Raw genomic sequence first — 16,041 nt, 5'->3', positions numbered from 1 at the left:
TTGTTAAAAATAAAAAACAACTATTTTAGGAATTCAGAAACCTGGCTTAAGTCTCTGCCTATGATGGCTTTATCTCCCTTTATCACTATGGGTCTTTCTATTAAAATAGGATTAGAAATCATGGCATTTATAACCTCTTGATCCGTTAATGACCTGTTTTTGTAATTATCGATCCATATTTTTTCCTTTTTCCTGACCAAATCCAGCGGTGCTAACGCTAGTTTTTGAAGCAGTAAAGAGAGTTCCTCATAGGAAGGAGGAGTTTCAAGATATTTTACTATTTCATACTCAACAGCATTAGTTTCTAAAAAAGTCAAACAATTTCTTGACTTTCCGCATCGAGGATTGTGGTATATTTGTATAGGAGTCATATTTATTATTTAGAAGATTTATATAAAGGAGGCACTATCAGACTACAAAAATAACGGTTGAAGCTTTAAATAAAGTATAATATTTAAATTATAACAGATGTTTATAGAACAAGGAATAACTAAAGGGAATTTTTTTGGGAAATATTTGATGGGTTCAGTGCTAATCTTTTTTGCATCAGCAATAGGACAAACGCCATTGATTATTGCGATAGCTTATGAATCTGCCACTTCGGGTCGTGCGTTTCCAACTGGTAATGATACTATGATGCGATTTTTTGAGCCTAACTTAACGTTGTTTTTACTCCTAATATCGTTTGTATTTGCTTTGTACGGTGTGTTTTTAGTAGTTAAATATCTGCATAAGCAAACCATGTTATCAGTAACTACCGCTAGGAAAAAAATTGATTGGTCTCGCGTTTTTTATTCCTATATAATCTGGAGTATATTTACTGTTTTATCTACAGCCTTGTATTTTTTTATTACACCTCAGGACTTTGTAGTCAATTTTAAACCCGTTCCCTTCTTCATATTACTTGCGATTGGTACATTACTTATTCCTATTCAAACAACCACTGAAGAGTATGTTTTTAGAGGCTACTTAATGCAAGGTTTTGGTAATTTATCTCGTAACAAATGGTTTCCCTTATTAATGACCTCTTTAATTTTTGGAGGAATGCATTTTTTTAATCCTGAAGTGACAAAAATGGGTAATATCTTGTTAGTTTATTACGTAGGAACAGGTTTGTTTCTAGGAATACTAACACTCATGGATGACGGACTTGAATTAGCGTTAGGATTTCATGCTGCCAACAATTTAATTGGTGCGTTATTGGTCACTTCTGATTGGACTGTTTTTCAAACTCATTCTATTTTAAAGGATATTTCAGAGCCGGAAGCAGGTGTTGATGTTATCCTGCCTTTAGTGGTGGTGTACCCGATTCTTTTGTATATCTTTAGTAAGAAATACCATTGGACAGAATGGAAGGAAAAACTAACAGGGAAAATCAAACCGCACGCAAATCAATAAAAGGTAATATCTAACGAACAATGGAAAACGTAACTTATCAGAATGTTCACAATCGTTTTAAACTAAATGGGAATCATTTAAATAAACAAGATTTATGTAGTTTATCCTATGCCTTAATTAAGGAAGGGGATGTGTTTGAGAAATCCATTGGTGATTTTTTATTGGACTGGTTTGACCAAAATACTTATATTGACCTACAAACTTCTGGGACGACCGGACTGCCTAAGCTAATTAGGATGAATAAGCAAAATATGGTGAATTCTGCTCTAGCAACAGGTGATTTTTTTGATTTAAGTCCGGGAGATAAAGCGTTATATTGCTTACCTACGCGATACATTGCAGGAAAAATGATGTTGATTAGAAGTTTTATTCTAGGGTTAGAAATCGATTTTGTTCCGCCTAGTACTCATCCCTTAGCCAAAAACACAAAAGTATATGACTTCATAGCCATGGTGCCTTTGCAAGCTCAGAATTCATTACAAGGGCTGAGATATGTAAAAAAAATGATTGTTGGTGGTGCTAAGATGAGTAAAACACTCGAAAAAAGTTTACTTAAGGTGCCAACAGTGGTATACGAAACCTATGGTATGACCGAGACGATTACTCATATTGCAGCTAAAAAGATAGGAGAAAAAGCATTTTCTATTTTACCAAATATTGTGATTTCTCAAAATGAAAACAACTGTTTGGTGATCGATGCACCAAAAATTACTGACGAACATATTGTTACTAATGATTTGGTCGAATTGATAAATGATCATCAATTTGTGTTCTTGGGACGTATTGATAATGTGGTGAATAGTGGTGGCATAAAACTAATTCCGGAACAAATAGAAGAACAATTATCAGCACATATTCCCGCTCGCTTCTTTGTTGGAGGAATTCCTGATGCCGACTTTGGCGAAAAGCTAGTACTAGTAATCGAGGGTGAAAAAACAGCTTTATCTGAACATATTTACGATGGCTTAGATAAGTACCAAAAACCAAAAGAAGTTTATTATATTTCGAAATTTATAGAAACGGATAATGGCAAAATTAAAAGAAGAGAAATGCTAGAGAGTTTATAATTGCACAATCTTTAGTTTAACAAAAAAGCATCATGATAGTAGTGTCATGATGCTTTTTTGTTTTGCTTAAGTATTGTTATCAACCAATTAGTTCTTTAATAAAGTCGCACTTTTCAAATCATTAATAATCCACTGAACTTCTGGATCTTTACCTTCAATTTTATCTTGAAGTGTTGGCGTGACTTCATGATCTGGATAAATACCGTGTCCCAAAATGGTTGTTTTGTAATAAGGAACGACATTCATGACGCCTATTCTTACCTTTAATTTAGAATTAGGCAATTTAATTTCAGGCATAAATCCGGCAACAGTTCCGTTATAAGCACCACCTGTTTCTTGACCTACAAAAGTCGCTCGTCCAGATCCTTTTAAATTAGAAGAGATAATACTGGAAGCAGAGAAGCTCCCTCCATTGATAAGTACATAGAGTTTCCCCGTAAATGCGGTTGCTTTTAGTTGCTGTACCTTAGTATACCATTGGGTATAATATTTCCCATCCTCCTCTTTACGTACTTCAAATAAAGCGTAGGTGTAGGCAAGTGGTGCAAAAATTATTTTGATGATCTTTTCAGGTAGTGAACCGCTTTCAAAATAGCTACCTCGTACTAAACTAGCTCTTGAAACCACTTCAGACTTGTCTAAGAAAACAAAACTTGAGTCGGCTAAGTACGAATACAATTCTGCAATTTCAGCTAGTCGTCCACCACCATTAGAGCGGAGATCTAGAATGAGTGTTTTCGCTTTACTAGCTTGTAATTGCTCGAAACTCTCTTTGTAAAATTTGTTATAACTTTTGTTTTTAAAACCTCTAATTTTCATGTAAGCCACACTACTGTCTTTTGTTGCGAAATTAAAGTTACGGGTGAAGTTTTGAGCCTCTTTGTTGTAGCCGTTAATTCGTTTTTTTCTTCTTAATGCTTTTGCAGCTTCTTTCTGAGCTTGTGTTAAAATTTGTTTTACTTGTGGAACTTTTTCTTTAAGACTGTCTTTTTTAGGCTTTTCGGAAACTTTTCTAAATATGGTAATGTCTTTTATGCTATCCTTAAACTTAAACCGGTATTGAATACTGTCCATAATTCCTTTTTCAGAAGTGAAGTAGGAAGCCATTTTTCTGCTTGCCATAGCGCTTTTATAAGTGGTGTTAAAGCCATCTGAGGAAAAGTACTTGTCGTATTCTGTAATTAATTCAGAAGGTTTGATGGTATTCATACTAACGATTTCCGTTCCTGCTTGAATCGACGGATCGTGTGATTTATTTTTAATTACATAGAGTTTATCGTCTATGACATCCAAATCAAATTGCGAAATAGGACCAACACCTTTTTTTTCTAATAGTTTAGCTTCTTTTTTAGTCAATTGTTTGGTTGGAGTATATATAAACGAATGACCTTGACGCACTGCTGCTACCAACGGACTTAGTTTTTTGTAAAAGCCAAGAGGTTTAAGCGGACTAGTAATCGTAGTTTTGAGGCTATCGAATTTGTAATCTAAAGCAGATTTATCGATATAGCCATGTAAATTAGGATGTAATTGCTGAAGTTTTCTATAAGTATAATCGACATCTTGCTTCATTTCTTCCACTGAAATAAGCGTGTCCAATTGTGCGTTTTCTTTTTTAACTGATGAACATTCGATGAAAAGTATCGCTGCAAATGTTATGAGTAGTATTTTTTTCATGCTATACATTTTTGGTAAGTATTTTTTCATAGGCTCTACGAGCACTTCCTCTAAAATAGACTTGTCCACAATAGGCATAACCTAATTTTTCAAAAATAGTAATCATGGCTTGGTTATCAAAATTAGTATCAGCTTTGATACTGTAAATTTCATTAGCTAAAGCAAATTCTTCTATGTAGTAGAGTAGTTTTTTAGCTAATCCTTTCCCTAATTGATTCTCGGCTATCGCAACTCTGTGAAAAACAACAAAATCATTGTTGGTCAACCATTGTCCTTCAATATTCGCATATTCCGGTTCGTCGTTAATTAGGAGTGCAACATAACCTACGATATCCTCATCTTCGAGCAACACATATCCAGCATTTTTAGTAATATCATTTAGGATCACTTCTGGATTAGGATAACCATCTTGCCATTGGTTGCTTCCATCTGCTTTTCTACGAGCGATTGCTTGCTGAAGAATGACCCATATTTGAGGAATTTCGCTTGTTGTGGCTTTTCTAAATTGTTGTTGCATAGGTTTTTAGTGGATTATTTTATAGAGCTTAGGATTATTTTTTATATTCCAGGCTTACGGTTTTCTTAAAATAGTATGAAAAGTAAAATATAAAGTGCTAAAAACAGTCTATAAATTTGAAATCAAATATATGTTTTTATTTGAATTAAGAAGTACTTCTCCTTTTTGCAGTTAGCAATCGATATCTAAAACTGTCGTAATACAAACTAATCAATAAGATAGCACCTGCGATAATCAACGTATTTAACTTTATATTGGACGTAGTGTATAAAATTCCTCCTATCAATCCACCTGCAAAAAAGAAAGTAATGATAGCAATTCTAAGTTTGATATTGTCTTTTAGTTTCTCTCTTTGAGAAAAAGTATTTTCAAAAAATAACTGAGAAATATCAATTCCTAGATCGGTAAAAAGGCCCGTAAGATGGGTTGTTCTCACTACGGCGTTTGAAATTTGTGTCACAAATGAATTTTGCATACCCATAGCAAAAAGAAGTAAACAGATAATACTATTAGGATAGGTAATTTCGATTAGATTACTTATCAGTGCTATCCCAATTAAAATTAAAGCTTCGATTACAGTTGTTATAACAAAGAGGTTTTGTTTTTCTTTTTTTCTAAAAGTCTCAATAATAAAACTAGAAATAAAAGAGCCTAATAGAAAAGAGAAAATAAAAAGAAAGTAAATGGTTCCTTTCCAAAATTCGAAATTCATTACATCATTTATAAAAAGTGCAAAATGTCCGGTTACATTAGTAGTTAATTGCTTGAAGGATAAAAACCCCGTCACATTAACAATTCCGGCAACAAATGATAAAATAGTGGCAATTCGTAGGTTGTGCTTTTTAGTTCTACTCTTGCCTTGATGTTTGAACATGAGATTTTGTTTTTAAAATCGGTTAACCATCAATGCTACTTATAGCGTAGTAGTTAAATCAATTTCGAATGGTTTGTTATTTTCTGTCGCAATGAAGGTAGTAAGAAATACGATGGTAAGAATGGAAACATCATCTTTTAAATAATTGCTTATTCATTATTTGAGCTTTTTACTTGTAATATGGTTTTGATTTGTACTTACTAACTACTATCATTTGCCTTCAAAAACTTCAATTATTTTAGAACTTTTTACGGTTTATTTTAAAAGGTATTCCTCCGTAGTCTTTACTGTAGCATAGAACGAACTTAGTCCTGCCAAGAATGCATTTTGCACATCGTCTGCTTTTACTTTTTTACCATTTATTTCCAAATCTCTAGTTGCAGTAGCATCGCTAATCAGTGTGCATTCAAAATCAAAATCTTTTGCTGCTCTTACCGTGGCGTCAATGCACATGTGTGTCATCATACCTACAAGTACTAGTTCACTAATATTCTCCGATTTTAAATAGTCTAGCAATTCTGTTTCTCTAAAACTGTTGGGGTAATTTTTTATGATCAGTTTTTCTCCTGTTAAAGGCGTCACATTTTTGTGAATTTCTTGACCAGATGTATTGGGTAAGAAGAAAGTACCGCTAGCTGATGCCAAATGCTGAATGTGAATAATAGGTAAGTTATTTTCTCTGAAATTTGATAATACCTGTTTTGCTTTTTCACTAGCTTCTAATGCACCCACTAATTCCATGGCTCCGTTTTCGAAATAATCGTTTTGAATGTCTATGATAATTAATGCTTTGCTCATGATTTTATTTTTAAATGAAAGGTAAGGAAATATGACCATTTAAATAGTATGCGAGTAGTTTTTATATTATTTAGTAGCTTGGTTTATCAATCGTTTAATTAATGTTATTCTCTTAAGATGATTTGGAAAATCGTAATCTCTTAATTTTCGGATTAACGAAAACTTGATGTGAAACGGTAATTCCATTGAATCCCAGCTAACTCAAAATATTGACAACCAGCTATTTTACTTTTTGTTTATCTATAAATTTAACTAGCACTTTGCTATTCGTCATCAATAGATACCCAATTAGAGTTTTAATAAAATGAAAAATTAGCCAAGCTAAATTCGGATAATTTCCAATAAGTTCTTTCTGTTGAATAAACTGAAAAATTTCTCTGATTAGGTTAGGAAAACTATCAATAAAAGTTGTTCCACCAATTAGAATTACTATAATTTTTAAAACAGTATTTTTAGAAACTGTTGTGTCAATTCTGTTTTCGGTAAAATGTTTTTCTAATCCAAGCTTAGAAAGTAGCGAAGAAGTTTTGAATAAGAACAAGCAGGCAATTAGAACGTACGCAAAGAGAGCAATTATTCCAAAGACTAATTCAGGAATCGCTGTATTCCAACCTTTGATGAATTGACTTGTGAATAATGTTACTGCTATTTGAGGAAATATGTATAGGCAATTCAATAATAGCCATAATCCAATTCCTTTAAGTATGATGTTCCAAAAAGTTTTAATATCCATAGTCATTTTTTAGGTTGTGGTGAGTGAAAATCTCTGTTAACATCCATCTACCACCAAATATACATCACTTTTCTTTATTTGTCAGAAATTATTGTGAAAATTTAGACTGCTGTCATTTAGCCCCGATAGCAGCGGCATCTCCCGCCTTTTTTTGGCGGGAATACAGCGTATAGCGGGAGAGTTGCTGAACTGAAAAATAGTGTGTTGCTCCTAAAAAAGAATAATAGTGTATTAAACCTGAATCACTCCTAGGTTAAATTGTTTTTCGATAGGCGCGTGGTTAGCCGCTTCGATTCCCATAGAAATCCAAGTACGGGTATCGAGTGGATCGATAATGGCATCTGTCCAAAGGCGAGAGGCAGCGTAATATGGTGAAACTTGTTCGTCATAACGGGCCTTGATCTTAGCGAAAAGAGCAGCTTCCTTAGCTTCGTCTACTACTTCACCACTTTTCTTTAATGATGAGGCTTCGATTTGTGCTAATACTTTGGCGGCTTGTGTTCCGCCCATTACAGCAAGTTCGGCACTTGGCCAAGCAAAAATTAAACGAGGATCGTATGCTTTACCACACATCGCATAATTTCCTGCACCGTAGGAGTTACCCACGATAACCGTGAATTTAGGCACCACAGAATTACTGACGGCATTCACCATTTTGGCACCATCCTTAATGATGCCGCCTTGCTCTGATTTAGATCCTACCATAAAACCAGTAACATCTTGAACAAAGACTAAAGGAATTTTCTTTTGGTTGCAATTAGCGATAAAACGTGTTGCTTTGTCAGCACTATCAGAGTAGATAACACCTCCAAATTGCATTTCGCCTTTCTTGGTTTTTACTACTTTTCGTTGGTTGGCAACAATTCCTACTGCCCAACCGTCGATGCGTGCATAACCTGTAATTATTGTTTGTCCGTAACCGTCTTTATAAGCTTCAAACTCCGAGTTATCTACCAAACGATTGATGATATCCATCATGTCGTATTGCTCGTTACGGGCTTTCGGAAGGATTCCGTATAATTCTTTTTCGTCTAAAGCTGGTTTTTCGGCTTTCACACGACTAAAACCAGCGGTGTTATAATCCCCAATTTTATCTACGATATTTTTTATTTTGTCAAGAGCGTCTTTGTCGTCTTTGGCTTTGTAATCAGTAACGCCTGAGATTTCGCAGTGTGTCGTTGCTCCACCAAGAGTTTCATTATCGATGGTTTCGCCAATAGCAGCTTTTACCAAATAGCTTCCCGCAAGGAAAATACTTCCTGTACCTTCTACGATAATAGCTTCGTCACTCATGATAGGTAAATAAGCTCCACCAGCAACACAACTACCCATGATTGCTGAAATTTGGGTGATTCCCATGCTACTCATTTGAGCATTATTTCTAAAAATACGTCCGAAGTGTTCCTTATCAGGAAAAATTTCATCTTGCATTGGTAAATAAACCCCTGCACTATCTACTAAGTAAATGATAGGTAAGCGGTTTTCCATTGCAATTTCCTGTGCGCGCAAGTTTTTCTTGGCAGTTATAGGAAACCAAGCACCCGCTTTTACAGTAGCATCATTAGCAACCACGACACATTGTTTTCCTCTAATAAATCCTATTTTAACCACGACACCACCTGATGGGCAGCCACCGTGTTCCTTGTACATTCCTTCGCCTACGAAAGCACCAATTTCTATTGCTTTTGCTTTTGGGTCTAACAAATAATCGATACGCTCTCTAGCAGTCATTTTTCCCTCAGCATGCAATTTTTCGATGCGTTTTTCACCACCACCTAATTTTACTTTCGAAAGGTTGTGCTTAAATTGCGATAATAAAAGTTTATTGTGATCTTCGTTTTTGTTGAAGTTTAAATCCATCTTGTAATAGGGTTATAAATAGTTGGTGCTAAATTACAAAATCAATCGAAATAAATTTTATTATTTAGAGTCGATTCTAAAAAATTTTCGCTTTAAACATAAAAAAACAGAAGCGAACTTCTGTTTTTTTATGAATATGATAAAATCTATGCGTTTACTTCTTAGATTCGTTAACAAGTCTTTTTAGTATAGCCCATTGTTTTAAAGCATCTCTAGCTTCTACTGCTGGATAACCTAAAACGGTTTTACCTGCAGGAACGTCGCTAACAACACCTGATCCTGCACCAATTATAGCTCCGCTACCCAAAGTAGTATGGTCCTTAATAGAAGCGCTTCCGCCAATGATGACACCATCGCCTAAAGTTACGGATCCAGCTAAACCACTGTGTCCTGCCATAATACAAAAACGACCTAGTTTACTATTATGTCCTATTTGTACTAAATTGTCAATTTTACAACCATCACCAAGAACGGTTGAACTGAATTTTCCTCTATCGACACAAGAATTAGCCCCTATTTCGACTCCGTTGCCTATAATTACATTACCTATTTGCGGAATCTTAACTAATCCTCGTTGTGGACAAGGTCTGAAACCAAAGCCGTCTGCGCCAATAGTCGCATTAGGATGAATAATACAATCATTCCCAATATGACAACGCTCTCTAACAACGCTACCCGACCATATAACAGTGTTAGTACCTATAGTAGAGGCATCAAGAATCGTGACATTTGGGTATATAATGGCGTTAGCACCAATTTTTACATCGGGACCAATGTAGCAACCTGCACCTATTTTAGCACCAGTACCAATTGTAGCCGTATTATCTACTACTGCCGAAGGATGGATATCTACCGAAAATGCAGGCATAGGATGTGCAAATAATTCCAGCACTTGTGACATGGCTAAGTCGGCATTTTTTACTTTGATAAAAGCTCTATTTTCTCCAGGTTGTATGGCGATGTCCTCATTTACGACGGCAACACATGCCTTAGAGTTGGCCCATATTTTTTCGTATTTTTTATTTCCAATAAATGAAATTTCTGTTTCGGATGCTGCTTCTAATTGCTCAGGAGCAGTAACTAAGTGTGATGTTGATCCTATAACTTCTCCCTTAAGGACTTCATTTATTTCTTGGACTGAATACGATTTCATAAGTGGTAAGTTGCTAAATAGTTAAATTCGAATTCAAATAAAGTAAATAGTTAGTGAAATTCCAAATGCTTTATGAATAGGGAATGGAAGATTAACTAAAAATAGAGTTTAGATTGATGTATTGTGAATAAATTGCGAATTTACATAGCTGATGCTTCAAGTTTAATAGTATGAAGTTCTTGTTACAATGCGAAACTGGGGACAAAAAAACCGACATGAACTATGTTCTGTCGGTTGTAGAGATTAATTTATTTTAGTAATGAAAAAGTTGTTTTATTCAAATCGCATTCGCAAGTTAAAACAACTGTAAAGCTACCGTTTTGTGATAAAGTTTAGATAATTACCAATGGTTAAGTTTAATTGTATTTTACGGTAATTGGAATTTTTAATTTTTGAACCGTGTCCTTGCCATCAATTTGAGCAGGAACCCATTTTGGCCCATTTGCCAAAACTTTTATAGCTGCCAAATCCATCTCTTTGTTAATGCTTTTTATAATTTCAAAGTGATTCAAACTACCGTCTAATTCTACGTTAAAACCAATGATTATTTCTCCTTGGCTGCTGTTAGGTTGGCGAAAATTTTTAGCAATATAAGTATAGAATTCTTTAGGTCCGCCAGGAAATTGAGCTTCTTTACGATACGGAAAAAAGGCAATTTCGTTTCCGCTCTCGTCAAAGCACTTGCCATTAACAAAATCTCCATTTTTAAAATTCTCTTTTCGTTTTATAATGCCATTCTCATAATACGAAGTTGTAACTCCTTCAATCTTGTTTTTAACGTATTGTACTTCTCGAGCTTTACTTCCGTTTTTATGCCACTCAATCGATGGACCATCCTTCATTTTCTTGCGGTAGTTTGAAAACAAATCACTGTTTCGTTTGGTACCATCAAGGAAGTAGGTTGTTCTTTGCGTTCCCTTTTCAACTTCTTCGTATGTGCTATAATATACTGCATTTTCTGCCGAAGGTAATTCTTTGAAATCCTCGGTAAAGTAGACTTTTTCTTGGCTGTAGAAAGTAATTGAAATCAGCAAGAAGAAAAATAAAATTGATTTTTTCATGAGTAGGATACTTGATTTTTCAGCAAATGTATTAAAAAAAGTCTTACAGAAAATTGAAAATTTTCGGTAAGACTTAAATTTAACTTTAGGATAATATTACTCCTCTTCTTTTTGTCCCATCATCATTAAGTAGGCTTTTAAAAAGTCATCGATTTGGCCATCCATTACGCCGTCTACATTGCTAGTTTCATGTCCGGTTCGAACATCTTTCACCAGTTTGTAGGGTTGCATAACGTAGTTCCTAATTTGGGAACCCCATTCGATTTTCATTTTGCCGGCTTCAATATCGGCGCGTTGTTCTTGCTTTTTCTTTAATTCGATTTCGTACAACTGAGAACGAAGCATTTGCATGGCGCGTTGTCTATTGTCTTGCTGAGAACGCGTCTCTGAACATTGAATTTGAATTCCTGTAGGTTTATGGTACAATTGTACCTTAGTCTCGACCTTGTTCACGTTTTGTCCACCCGCTCCACTAGAACGTGAGGTTGTAATTTCGATATCGGCAGGATTGATTTCTATTTCAATACTATCATCCACTAAAGGATATACATAAACAGATGCAAATGAAGTATGTCGCTTAGCATTACTATCAAAAGGGGAAATACGCACCAATCGATGCACACCATTTTCACCTTTTAGATAACCAAAAGAATAATCGCCTTCAAATTCGAGTGTAACGGTTTTAATACCGGCAACCTCCCCACCTTGATAGTTCAATTCTTTGATTTTATAGCCATATTTTTCACCCCACATCATGTACATACGCATAAGCATGGAGGCCCAGTCACAACTTTCTGTTCCACCAGCACCAGCAGTGATCTGCAAAACGGCACTTAAGGTGTCTCCTTCGTCAGAAAGCATGTTTTTGAACTCAATGGCTTCAAGATGATTTTCAGTAGCTAGATGTTGCTCATCAAGTTCCTCAGCAGTGAGTTCACCCTCCTTATAAAACTCATAAGCAAGTTGCAACTCATCCGTAAGTTCGATGGCTTTATTGTAGTCCTCGATCCATTTTTTTTTATTTCTAAGATTCTTTACAATTAGTTCTGCTTCTTTGGCGTTATTCCAAAAATCAGGAGCAAAAGTCTTTTCTTCTTCGTTAGAAATTTCAATCAGTTTGGCATCAACGTCAAAGATACCTCCTCAACGCACCAAGGCGCTCTACAATACCTTTAATTTGTTCGGTAGTTGTCATAAATTATGTAATTTTGTAGGCAAAAATAGAAATTTTTTACGTCAGACCAACTTAGAGTTGTTCATTTAAATAAAACATATGGAAATAAATTTAGTTAGCGATACGGTTACTAAGCCCTCATACGAAATGTTACAGTATATGTTTAACGCCCAAGTGGGTGATGATGTATACAAACAAGATCCCACTGTTATTGAATTAGAGTCGAGTTTAGCGACTATGTTTGGGATGGAAGCCGCTTTGTTTTTTCCTTCAGGAACGATGGCAAACCAAACAGCCTTGAAATTACATACCCAACCAGGAGAACAAATTATAGCCGACAAATATGCGCATGTGTATTTGTATGAAGGTGGAGGAGCATCGTTTAATAGTGGTGTTTCTTTTAGTTTGCTAGATGGGAAGCGCGGTATGATAACAGCTGATCAGGTAGCAGGCGCGATTAACGATCCTGAGTTTTACCATAACCCGCTAACGAGTTTGGTGTGTGTCGAAAATACGACTAATAAAGGAGGTGGTGCTTGTTACGAATTAGAAGATCTAAGAGAAATTAAAAAAGTTTGCGTAGCTAATAATTTGAAATTTCATCTTGATGGAGCACGTATATGGAATGCATTAGTTGCCAAAAGGCAAGACCCAAAAGCATTTGGAAAAATATTTGATACGATATCGGTTTGCTTGTCTAAAGGTTTGGGAGCTCCTATCGGTTCGGTTTTATTAGGAGATAAGGCAACGATTCATCGTGCGCTTCGCATCCGAAAAATATTTGGTGGTGGTATGCGTCAGGTTGGTTATTTGGCTGCAGCCGGAATTTATGCTTTGAATAATAATATCGAAAGACTTGCAGAAGATCACCGCAGAGCTAAGGAATTAGGAGCGATGCTAAGCTCTAAAAGTTGGGTTGCTAAAGTAGAACCAGTAGAAACGAACATACTTATTTTTACACTAGCCCCTTCTTATGACGAAAAGGTTTTAATCGAAAAGTTGAAACAGAAAAATATTTCGATAAGTTCGATGGGACAGGGCAAGTTACGTATTGTTACCCATCTTGATTATAGAGAGGTGATGCATACTTACGTATTGGAAACGCTTTCTAAGTTTTAAGAGAAAAGTAAATAAAAAAATGAGTTACAAATCAATTGTAGTAACTCATTTTTTTTGTTTTAAACGATAGGTTTTATCCTGTCTATTTAAATAAATTATCCATTCCTGGAATCATTGGCATATCCATTTTAGCCACAGCATCAAGTTCAGCTTCGTTGACTTTCGTTGCTTTTTCGATTGCTTTATTAAGTACTAAAATCATATAGTCTTCTAGTTGCTCTTTGTCTTCTAAAAGTTCGTCTGCAATGGTGATTGATTTCACTTTTCTATTTGCAGTTAAGGTTACTTTTAGTAATCCATCTGTACTTTGCTCATCAACGAGAACAGTATCTAAGCGCTTTTTTGTCTCTTCAATTTTATTTTGGGTCTCTTTTAACTTACCCATCATTCCCATTAAATCCATTTTTGTTCTTTTTAAGTTATTGAATACGAAATTACTGTTTTTAGGGCAATAAGCAATGTAAAATATTCATAAAAGGGGGAATCTAAACCTTGTTTGTGTTATTTTTGCAGCAGCTTACACAAATACGAAAGTCCAAAAAATGATAGAAAAGATACAGCCGCCCGTTGCTACAATTATACCAACCACTTTTGAAAAATTTGACGATACGAGAATTGATAATTATTTTTGGTTAAATGACAGAGAAAATCCTGAAGTAATTGATTATTTGAACAAAGAAAATCAATATTACCAAGACATGACCGCAAGTCAAACTGGTTTTCAAAAAGAATTGTTTGAAGAGATGAAAGGCAGAATTAAGGAAGATGATGAGTCTGTTCCTTACCTATACAATGGTTATTATTACATCACTAGATTTGAAACAGGTAAAGGGTATCCTATTTATTCTCGAAAAAAAGGTAGTCTCGATGCAGCAGAAGAGATTATGTTTGACTGTAACGCATTAGCCGAAGGGCACAAGTATTTTAAATTAAGTGGTTTAAGTATAAGTATTGACAATCAATATGCTACTTATGCGCTTGATTTAGTAGGTCGACGTATTTACACCCTACATGTTAAAAACCTCTTTACGGGTGAAATATTAAAGGATACGATTGAGAATGCTACTGGTAATTCTACTTGGGCAAATGACAACTCAACTATTTTCTATACGAGACAGGACGAAAAAACGTTACGTTCTGATAAAGTTTTTAAACACAAAGTAGGAACAGAGACTGCTACTGATGAGCTAGTTTATTTTGAAAAAGACGATACTTTTAATGTAGGTGTTGGAAAAGAAAAATCAAGAAAATATATTTTAATAAGCTCTTCAAGTACCTTAACAACAGAATTTCGAACTTTACCTGCAGATATTCCTGAAGGGAAATTTAAGGTATTTCAGAAACGTAAGAGAGGACATGAATACAGCATATCCCATTACGGAGACAGTTTTTACATTGTAACAAATAAGGATGAGGCCACCAATTTTAAATTGATGAAAACGCCTGAAATAGCTACTACCATGGAAAATTGGGAAGAGGTTATTATGCATAGGGAAGATGTTTTACTAGAAGATATTGATATTTTTAAGGATTATTTAGTCGTTTCTGAGCGAACTAATGGCTTGAACAGAATACGCATTATGCCTTGGAGTGGAGAAGGGGAGTACTTCCTGCCTTTTGAAAGCCAAACCTACACAGCATATACGTCTACTAATGTTGATTTTGATACGGACATTCTTCGTTATGGGTATCAATCTATGGCGACACCTTCGTCGGTTATTGATTTTAATATGAAGACTAAAGAGAAGGTCGTTTTAAAAGAGCAAGAGGTTCTGGGAGGAAAGTTTGATAAAAATAATTATATCGAGGAACGTGTTTGGGCTACGACTCAAGATGGTACAAAAGTTCCGATTTCTATGGTTTACCGAAAAGACATGGAAAAGAATGGTGAAAACCCGTTGTTGCTTTACGCATACGGCTCTTACGGCCACTCTATGGATGCATATTTTTCGACTACTAGATTATCGCTTTTAGATAGAGGTTTTATTTATGCTATTGCTCATATTCGAGGTGGAGAAGATTTAGGCCGACAATGGTATGATGATGGCAAGCTACTTAAGAAGAAGAATACATTTACTGACTTTATAGATTGCTCGAAATATGTTATTATGCATAAATATACTTCGTCAGCGCATTTGTACGCAGAAGGTGGCTCTGCAGGAGGACTATTAATGGGAGTACTTGCGAACGAAGCGCCTGAATTGTATAATGGAATTATTGCACAAGTCCCTTTTGTAGATGTGATGACAACGATGTTAGATGATACCATCCCGCTTACGACAGGAGAATATGACGAATGGGGAAATCCAAATAAAAAGAAGTATTACAACTACATGCGATCATACTCCCCTTATGATAATGTAAAAGAGCAAAACTACCCTAATATGTATGTTTCAACAGGATTGCATGATTCACAGGTGCAATATTGGGAGCCTGCTAAATGGGTTGCTAAGCTACGTACCATGAAGACAAATGATACTGTTTTATATTTAGATACGAATATGGATGCTGGACATGGTGGAGCATCTGGGCGATTTGAAGCGCTTAAGGAATTGGCAAAAGAATTCACTTTCTTGTTCGACTTAGAATCGATTACAAAATAATTACGCT

Annotated in this window: 15 protein-coding genes; 4 read left to right on the top strand and 11 right to left on the bottom strand. The window is 35.2% G+C overall.

The annotated features are described in order from the left end of the window. Positions 1-20 precede the first annotated feature (20 nt). The gene (gene arsC / locus H8R22_RS11740) at positions 21-371 is read right to left on the bottom strand and encodes an arsenate reductase (glutaredoxin) (protein ID WP_187010582.1); all 351 of its coding nucleotides are present in this window, start codon (positions 369-371) and stop codon (positions 21-23) included. Positions 372-468: 97 nt separating this feature from the next. On the opposite strand from arsC, the gene H8R22_RS11735 reads away from it, so the two are divergent. Further along, positions 469-1,398, top strand: coding sequence for a CPBP family intramembrane glutamic endopeptidase (locus tag H8R22_RS11735; protein ID WP_187010581.1), 930 nt, complete (start codon positions 469-471; stop codon positions 1,396-1,398). Positions 1,399-1,418: 20 nt separating this feature from the next. Next, positions 1,419-2,465 (top strand): AMP-binding protein, encoded by a 1,047-nt coding sequence (locus H8R22_RS11730; RefSeq protein WP_187010580.1) that lies wholly within the window; start codon positions 1,419-1,421, stop codon positions 2,463-2,465. An 87-nt stretch (positions 2,466-2,552) separates the two neighbouring features. Here the strand turns inward: H8R22_RS11730 and H8R22_RS11725 are convergent, their stop codons facing one another. From H8R22_RS11725 to prfB, 9 genes are all read right to left on the bottom strand, one after another. After that, positions 2,553-4,142: a S41 family peptidase gene (locus H8R22_RS11725; protein WP_187010579.1), complete on the bottom strand. Its 1,590-nt coding sequence runs from the start codon at positions 4,140-4,142 to the stop codon at positions 2,553-2,555. 1 nt (position 4,143) lies between these two features. Beyond that, positions 4,144-4,659 (bottom strand): GNAT family N-acetyltransferase, encoded by a 516-nt coding sequence (locus tag H8R22_RS11720; protein WP_187010578.1) that lies wholly within the window; start codon positions 4,657-4,659, stop codon positions 4,144-4,146. 145 nt (positions 4,660-4,804) lie between these two features. Continuing rightward, on the bottom strand, positions 4,805-5,533 hold the full coding sequence (locus H8R22_RS11715) for a YoaK family protein (RefSeq protein ID WP_187010577.1): 729 nt from the start codon (positions 5,531-5,533) through the stop codon (positions 4,805-4,807). 255 nt (positions 5,534-5,788) lie between these two features. Continuing rightward, a complete protein-coding gene (locus H8R22_RS11710) occupies positions 5,789-6,331 on the bottom strand; it encodes a cysteine hydrolase family protein (protein WP_187010576.1) in 543 nt (180 codons plus the stop codon). 220 nt (positions 6,332-6,551) lie between these two features. Further along, entirely contained in the window at positions 6,552-7,064 is a 513-nt protein-coding gene (locus H8R22_RS11705) for a hypothetical protein (protein WP_187010575.1), read from the bottom strand. 231 nt (positions 7,065-7,295) lie between these two features. Further along, on the bottom strand, positions 7,296-8,924 hold the full coding sequence (locus H8R22_RS11700; protein WP_187010574.1) for an acyl-CoA carboxylase subunit beta: 1,629 nt from the start codon (positions 8,922-8,924) through the stop codon (positions 7,296-7,298). A 154-nt stretch (positions 8,925-9,078) separates the two neighbouring features. Further along, entirely contained in the window at positions 9,079-10,077 is a 999-nt protein-coding gene (gene lpxD, locus H8R22_RS11695) for a UDP-3-O-(3-hydroxymyristoyl)glucosamine N-acyltransferase (RefSeq protein WP_187010573.1), read from the bottom strand. A 356-nt stretch (positions 10,078-10,433) separates the two neighbouring features. Next, on the bottom strand, positions 10,434-11,138 hold the full coding sequence (locus H8R22_RS11690) for an energy transducer TonB (RefSeq protein WP_187010572.1): 705 nt from the start codon (positions 11,136-11,138) through the stop codon (positions 10,434-10,436). 96 nt (positions 11,139-11,234) lie between these two features. Continuing rightward, a protein-coding gene (gene prfB / locus H8R22_RS11685) for a peptide chain release factor 2 (RefSeq protein ID WP_187010571.1) occupies positions 11,235-12,333 on the bottom strand; the annotation gives its coding sequence in 2 pieces (ribosomal slippage) (positions 11,235-12,269 and positions 12,271-12,333; 1,098 coding nt in all). A gap of 78 nt (positions 12,334-12,411) precedes the next feature. On the opposite strand from prfB, the gene H8R22_RS11680 reads away from it, so the two are divergent. After that, positions 12,412-13,431, top strand: coding sequence for a threonine aldolase family protein (locus H8R22_RS11680; protein WP_187010570.1), 1,020 nt, complete (start codon positions 12,412-12,414; stop codon positions 13,429-13,431). Between the two features lie 82 nt (positions 13,432-13,513). On the opposite strand, the gene H8R22_RS11675 is transcribed toward H8R22_RS11680, so the two are convergent. Beyond that, positions 13,514-13,834 carry a YbaB/EbfC family nucleoid-associated protein gene (locus tag H8R22_RS11675; RefSeq protein WP_187010569.1) on the bottom strand — a complete coding sequence of 107 codons (321 nt, stop codon included), beginning with the start codon at positions 13,832-13,834 and terminating at the stop codon, positions 13,514-13,516. 139 nt (positions 13,835-13,973) lie between these two features. On the opposite strand from H8R22_RS11675, the gene H8R22_RS11670 reads away from it, so the two are divergent. Next, on the top strand, positions 13,974-16,034 hold the full coding sequence (locus H8R22_RS11670; protein WP_187010568.1) for a S9 family peptidase: 2,061 nt from the start codon (positions 13,974-13,976) through the stop codon (positions 16,032-16,034). The last annotated feature ends 7 nt before the right edge of the window (positions 16,035-16,041 follow it).

Origin of the sequence: Flavobacterium kayseriense (assembly GCF_014305095.1) — a bacterium.
Lineage (GTDB): Bacteria > Bacteroidota > Bacteroidia > Flavobacteriales > Flavobacteriaceae > Flavobacterium > Flavobacterium kayseriense.
The sequence above is the reverse complement of the archived record's forward strand: the minus strand, read 5'-3'. Positions and strand labels throughout refer to the sequence as shown.

Excerpts from the sequence above, each read along its gene's own strand:
- arsC (WP_187010582.1), bottom strand. The coding sequence starts at position 371 with ATGACTCCTATACAAATATACCACAATCCTCGATGCGGAAAGTCAAGA.
- H8R22_RS11735 (WP_187010581.1), top strand. The coding sequence starts at position 469 with ATGTTTATAGAACAAGGAATAACTAAAGGGAATTTTTTTGGGAAATAT.
- H8R22_RS11730 (WP_187010580.1), top strand. The coding sequence starts at position 1,419 with ATGGAAAACGTAACTTATCAGAATGTTCACAATCGTTTTAAACTAAAT.
- H8R22_RS11725 (WP_187010579.1), bottom strand. The coding sequence starts at position 4,142 with ATGAAAAAAATACTACTCATAACATTTGCAGCGATACTTTTCATCGAA.
- H8R22_RS11720 (WP_187010578.1), bottom strand. The coding sequence starts at position 4,659 with ATGCAACAACAATTTAGAAAAGCCACAACAAGCGAAATTCCTCAAATA.
- H8R22_RS11715 (WP_187010577.1), bottom strand. The coding sequence starts at position 5,533 with ATGTTCAAACATCAAGGCAAGAGTAGAACTAAAAAGCACAACCTACGA.
- H8R22_RS11710 (WP_187010576.1), bottom strand. The coding sequence starts at position 6,331 with ATGAGCAAAGCATTAATTATCATAGACATTCAAAACGATTATTTCGAA.
- H8R22_RS11705 (WP_187010575.1), bottom strand. The coding sequence starts at position 7,064 with ATGGATATTAAAACTTTTTGGAACATCATACTTAAAGGAATTGGATTA.
- H8R22_RS11700 (WP_187010574.1), bottom strand. The coding sequence starts at position 8,924 with ATGGATTTAAACTTCAACAAAAACGAAGATCACAATAAACTTTTATTA.
- lpxD (WP_187010573.1), bottom strand. The coding sequence starts at position 10,077 with ATGAAATCGTATTCAGTCCAAGAAATAAATGAAGTCCTTAAGGGAGAA.
- H8R22_RS11690 (WP_187010572.1), bottom strand. The coding sequence starts at position 11,138 with ATGAAAAAATCAATTTTATTTTTCTTCTTGCTGATTTCAATTACTTTC.
- H8R22_RS11680 (WP_187010570.1), top strand. The coding sequence starts at position 12,412 with ATGGAAATAAATTTAGTTAGCGATACGGTTACTAAGCCCTCATACGAA.
- H8R22_RS11675 (WP_187010569.1), bottom strand. The coding sequence starts at position 13,834 with ATGGATTTAATGGGAATGATGGGTAAGTTAAAAGAGACCCAAAATAAA.
- H8R22_RS11670 (WP_187010568.1), top strand. The coding sequence starts at position 13,974 with ATGATAGAAAAGATACAGCCGCCCGTTGCTACAATTATACCAACCACT.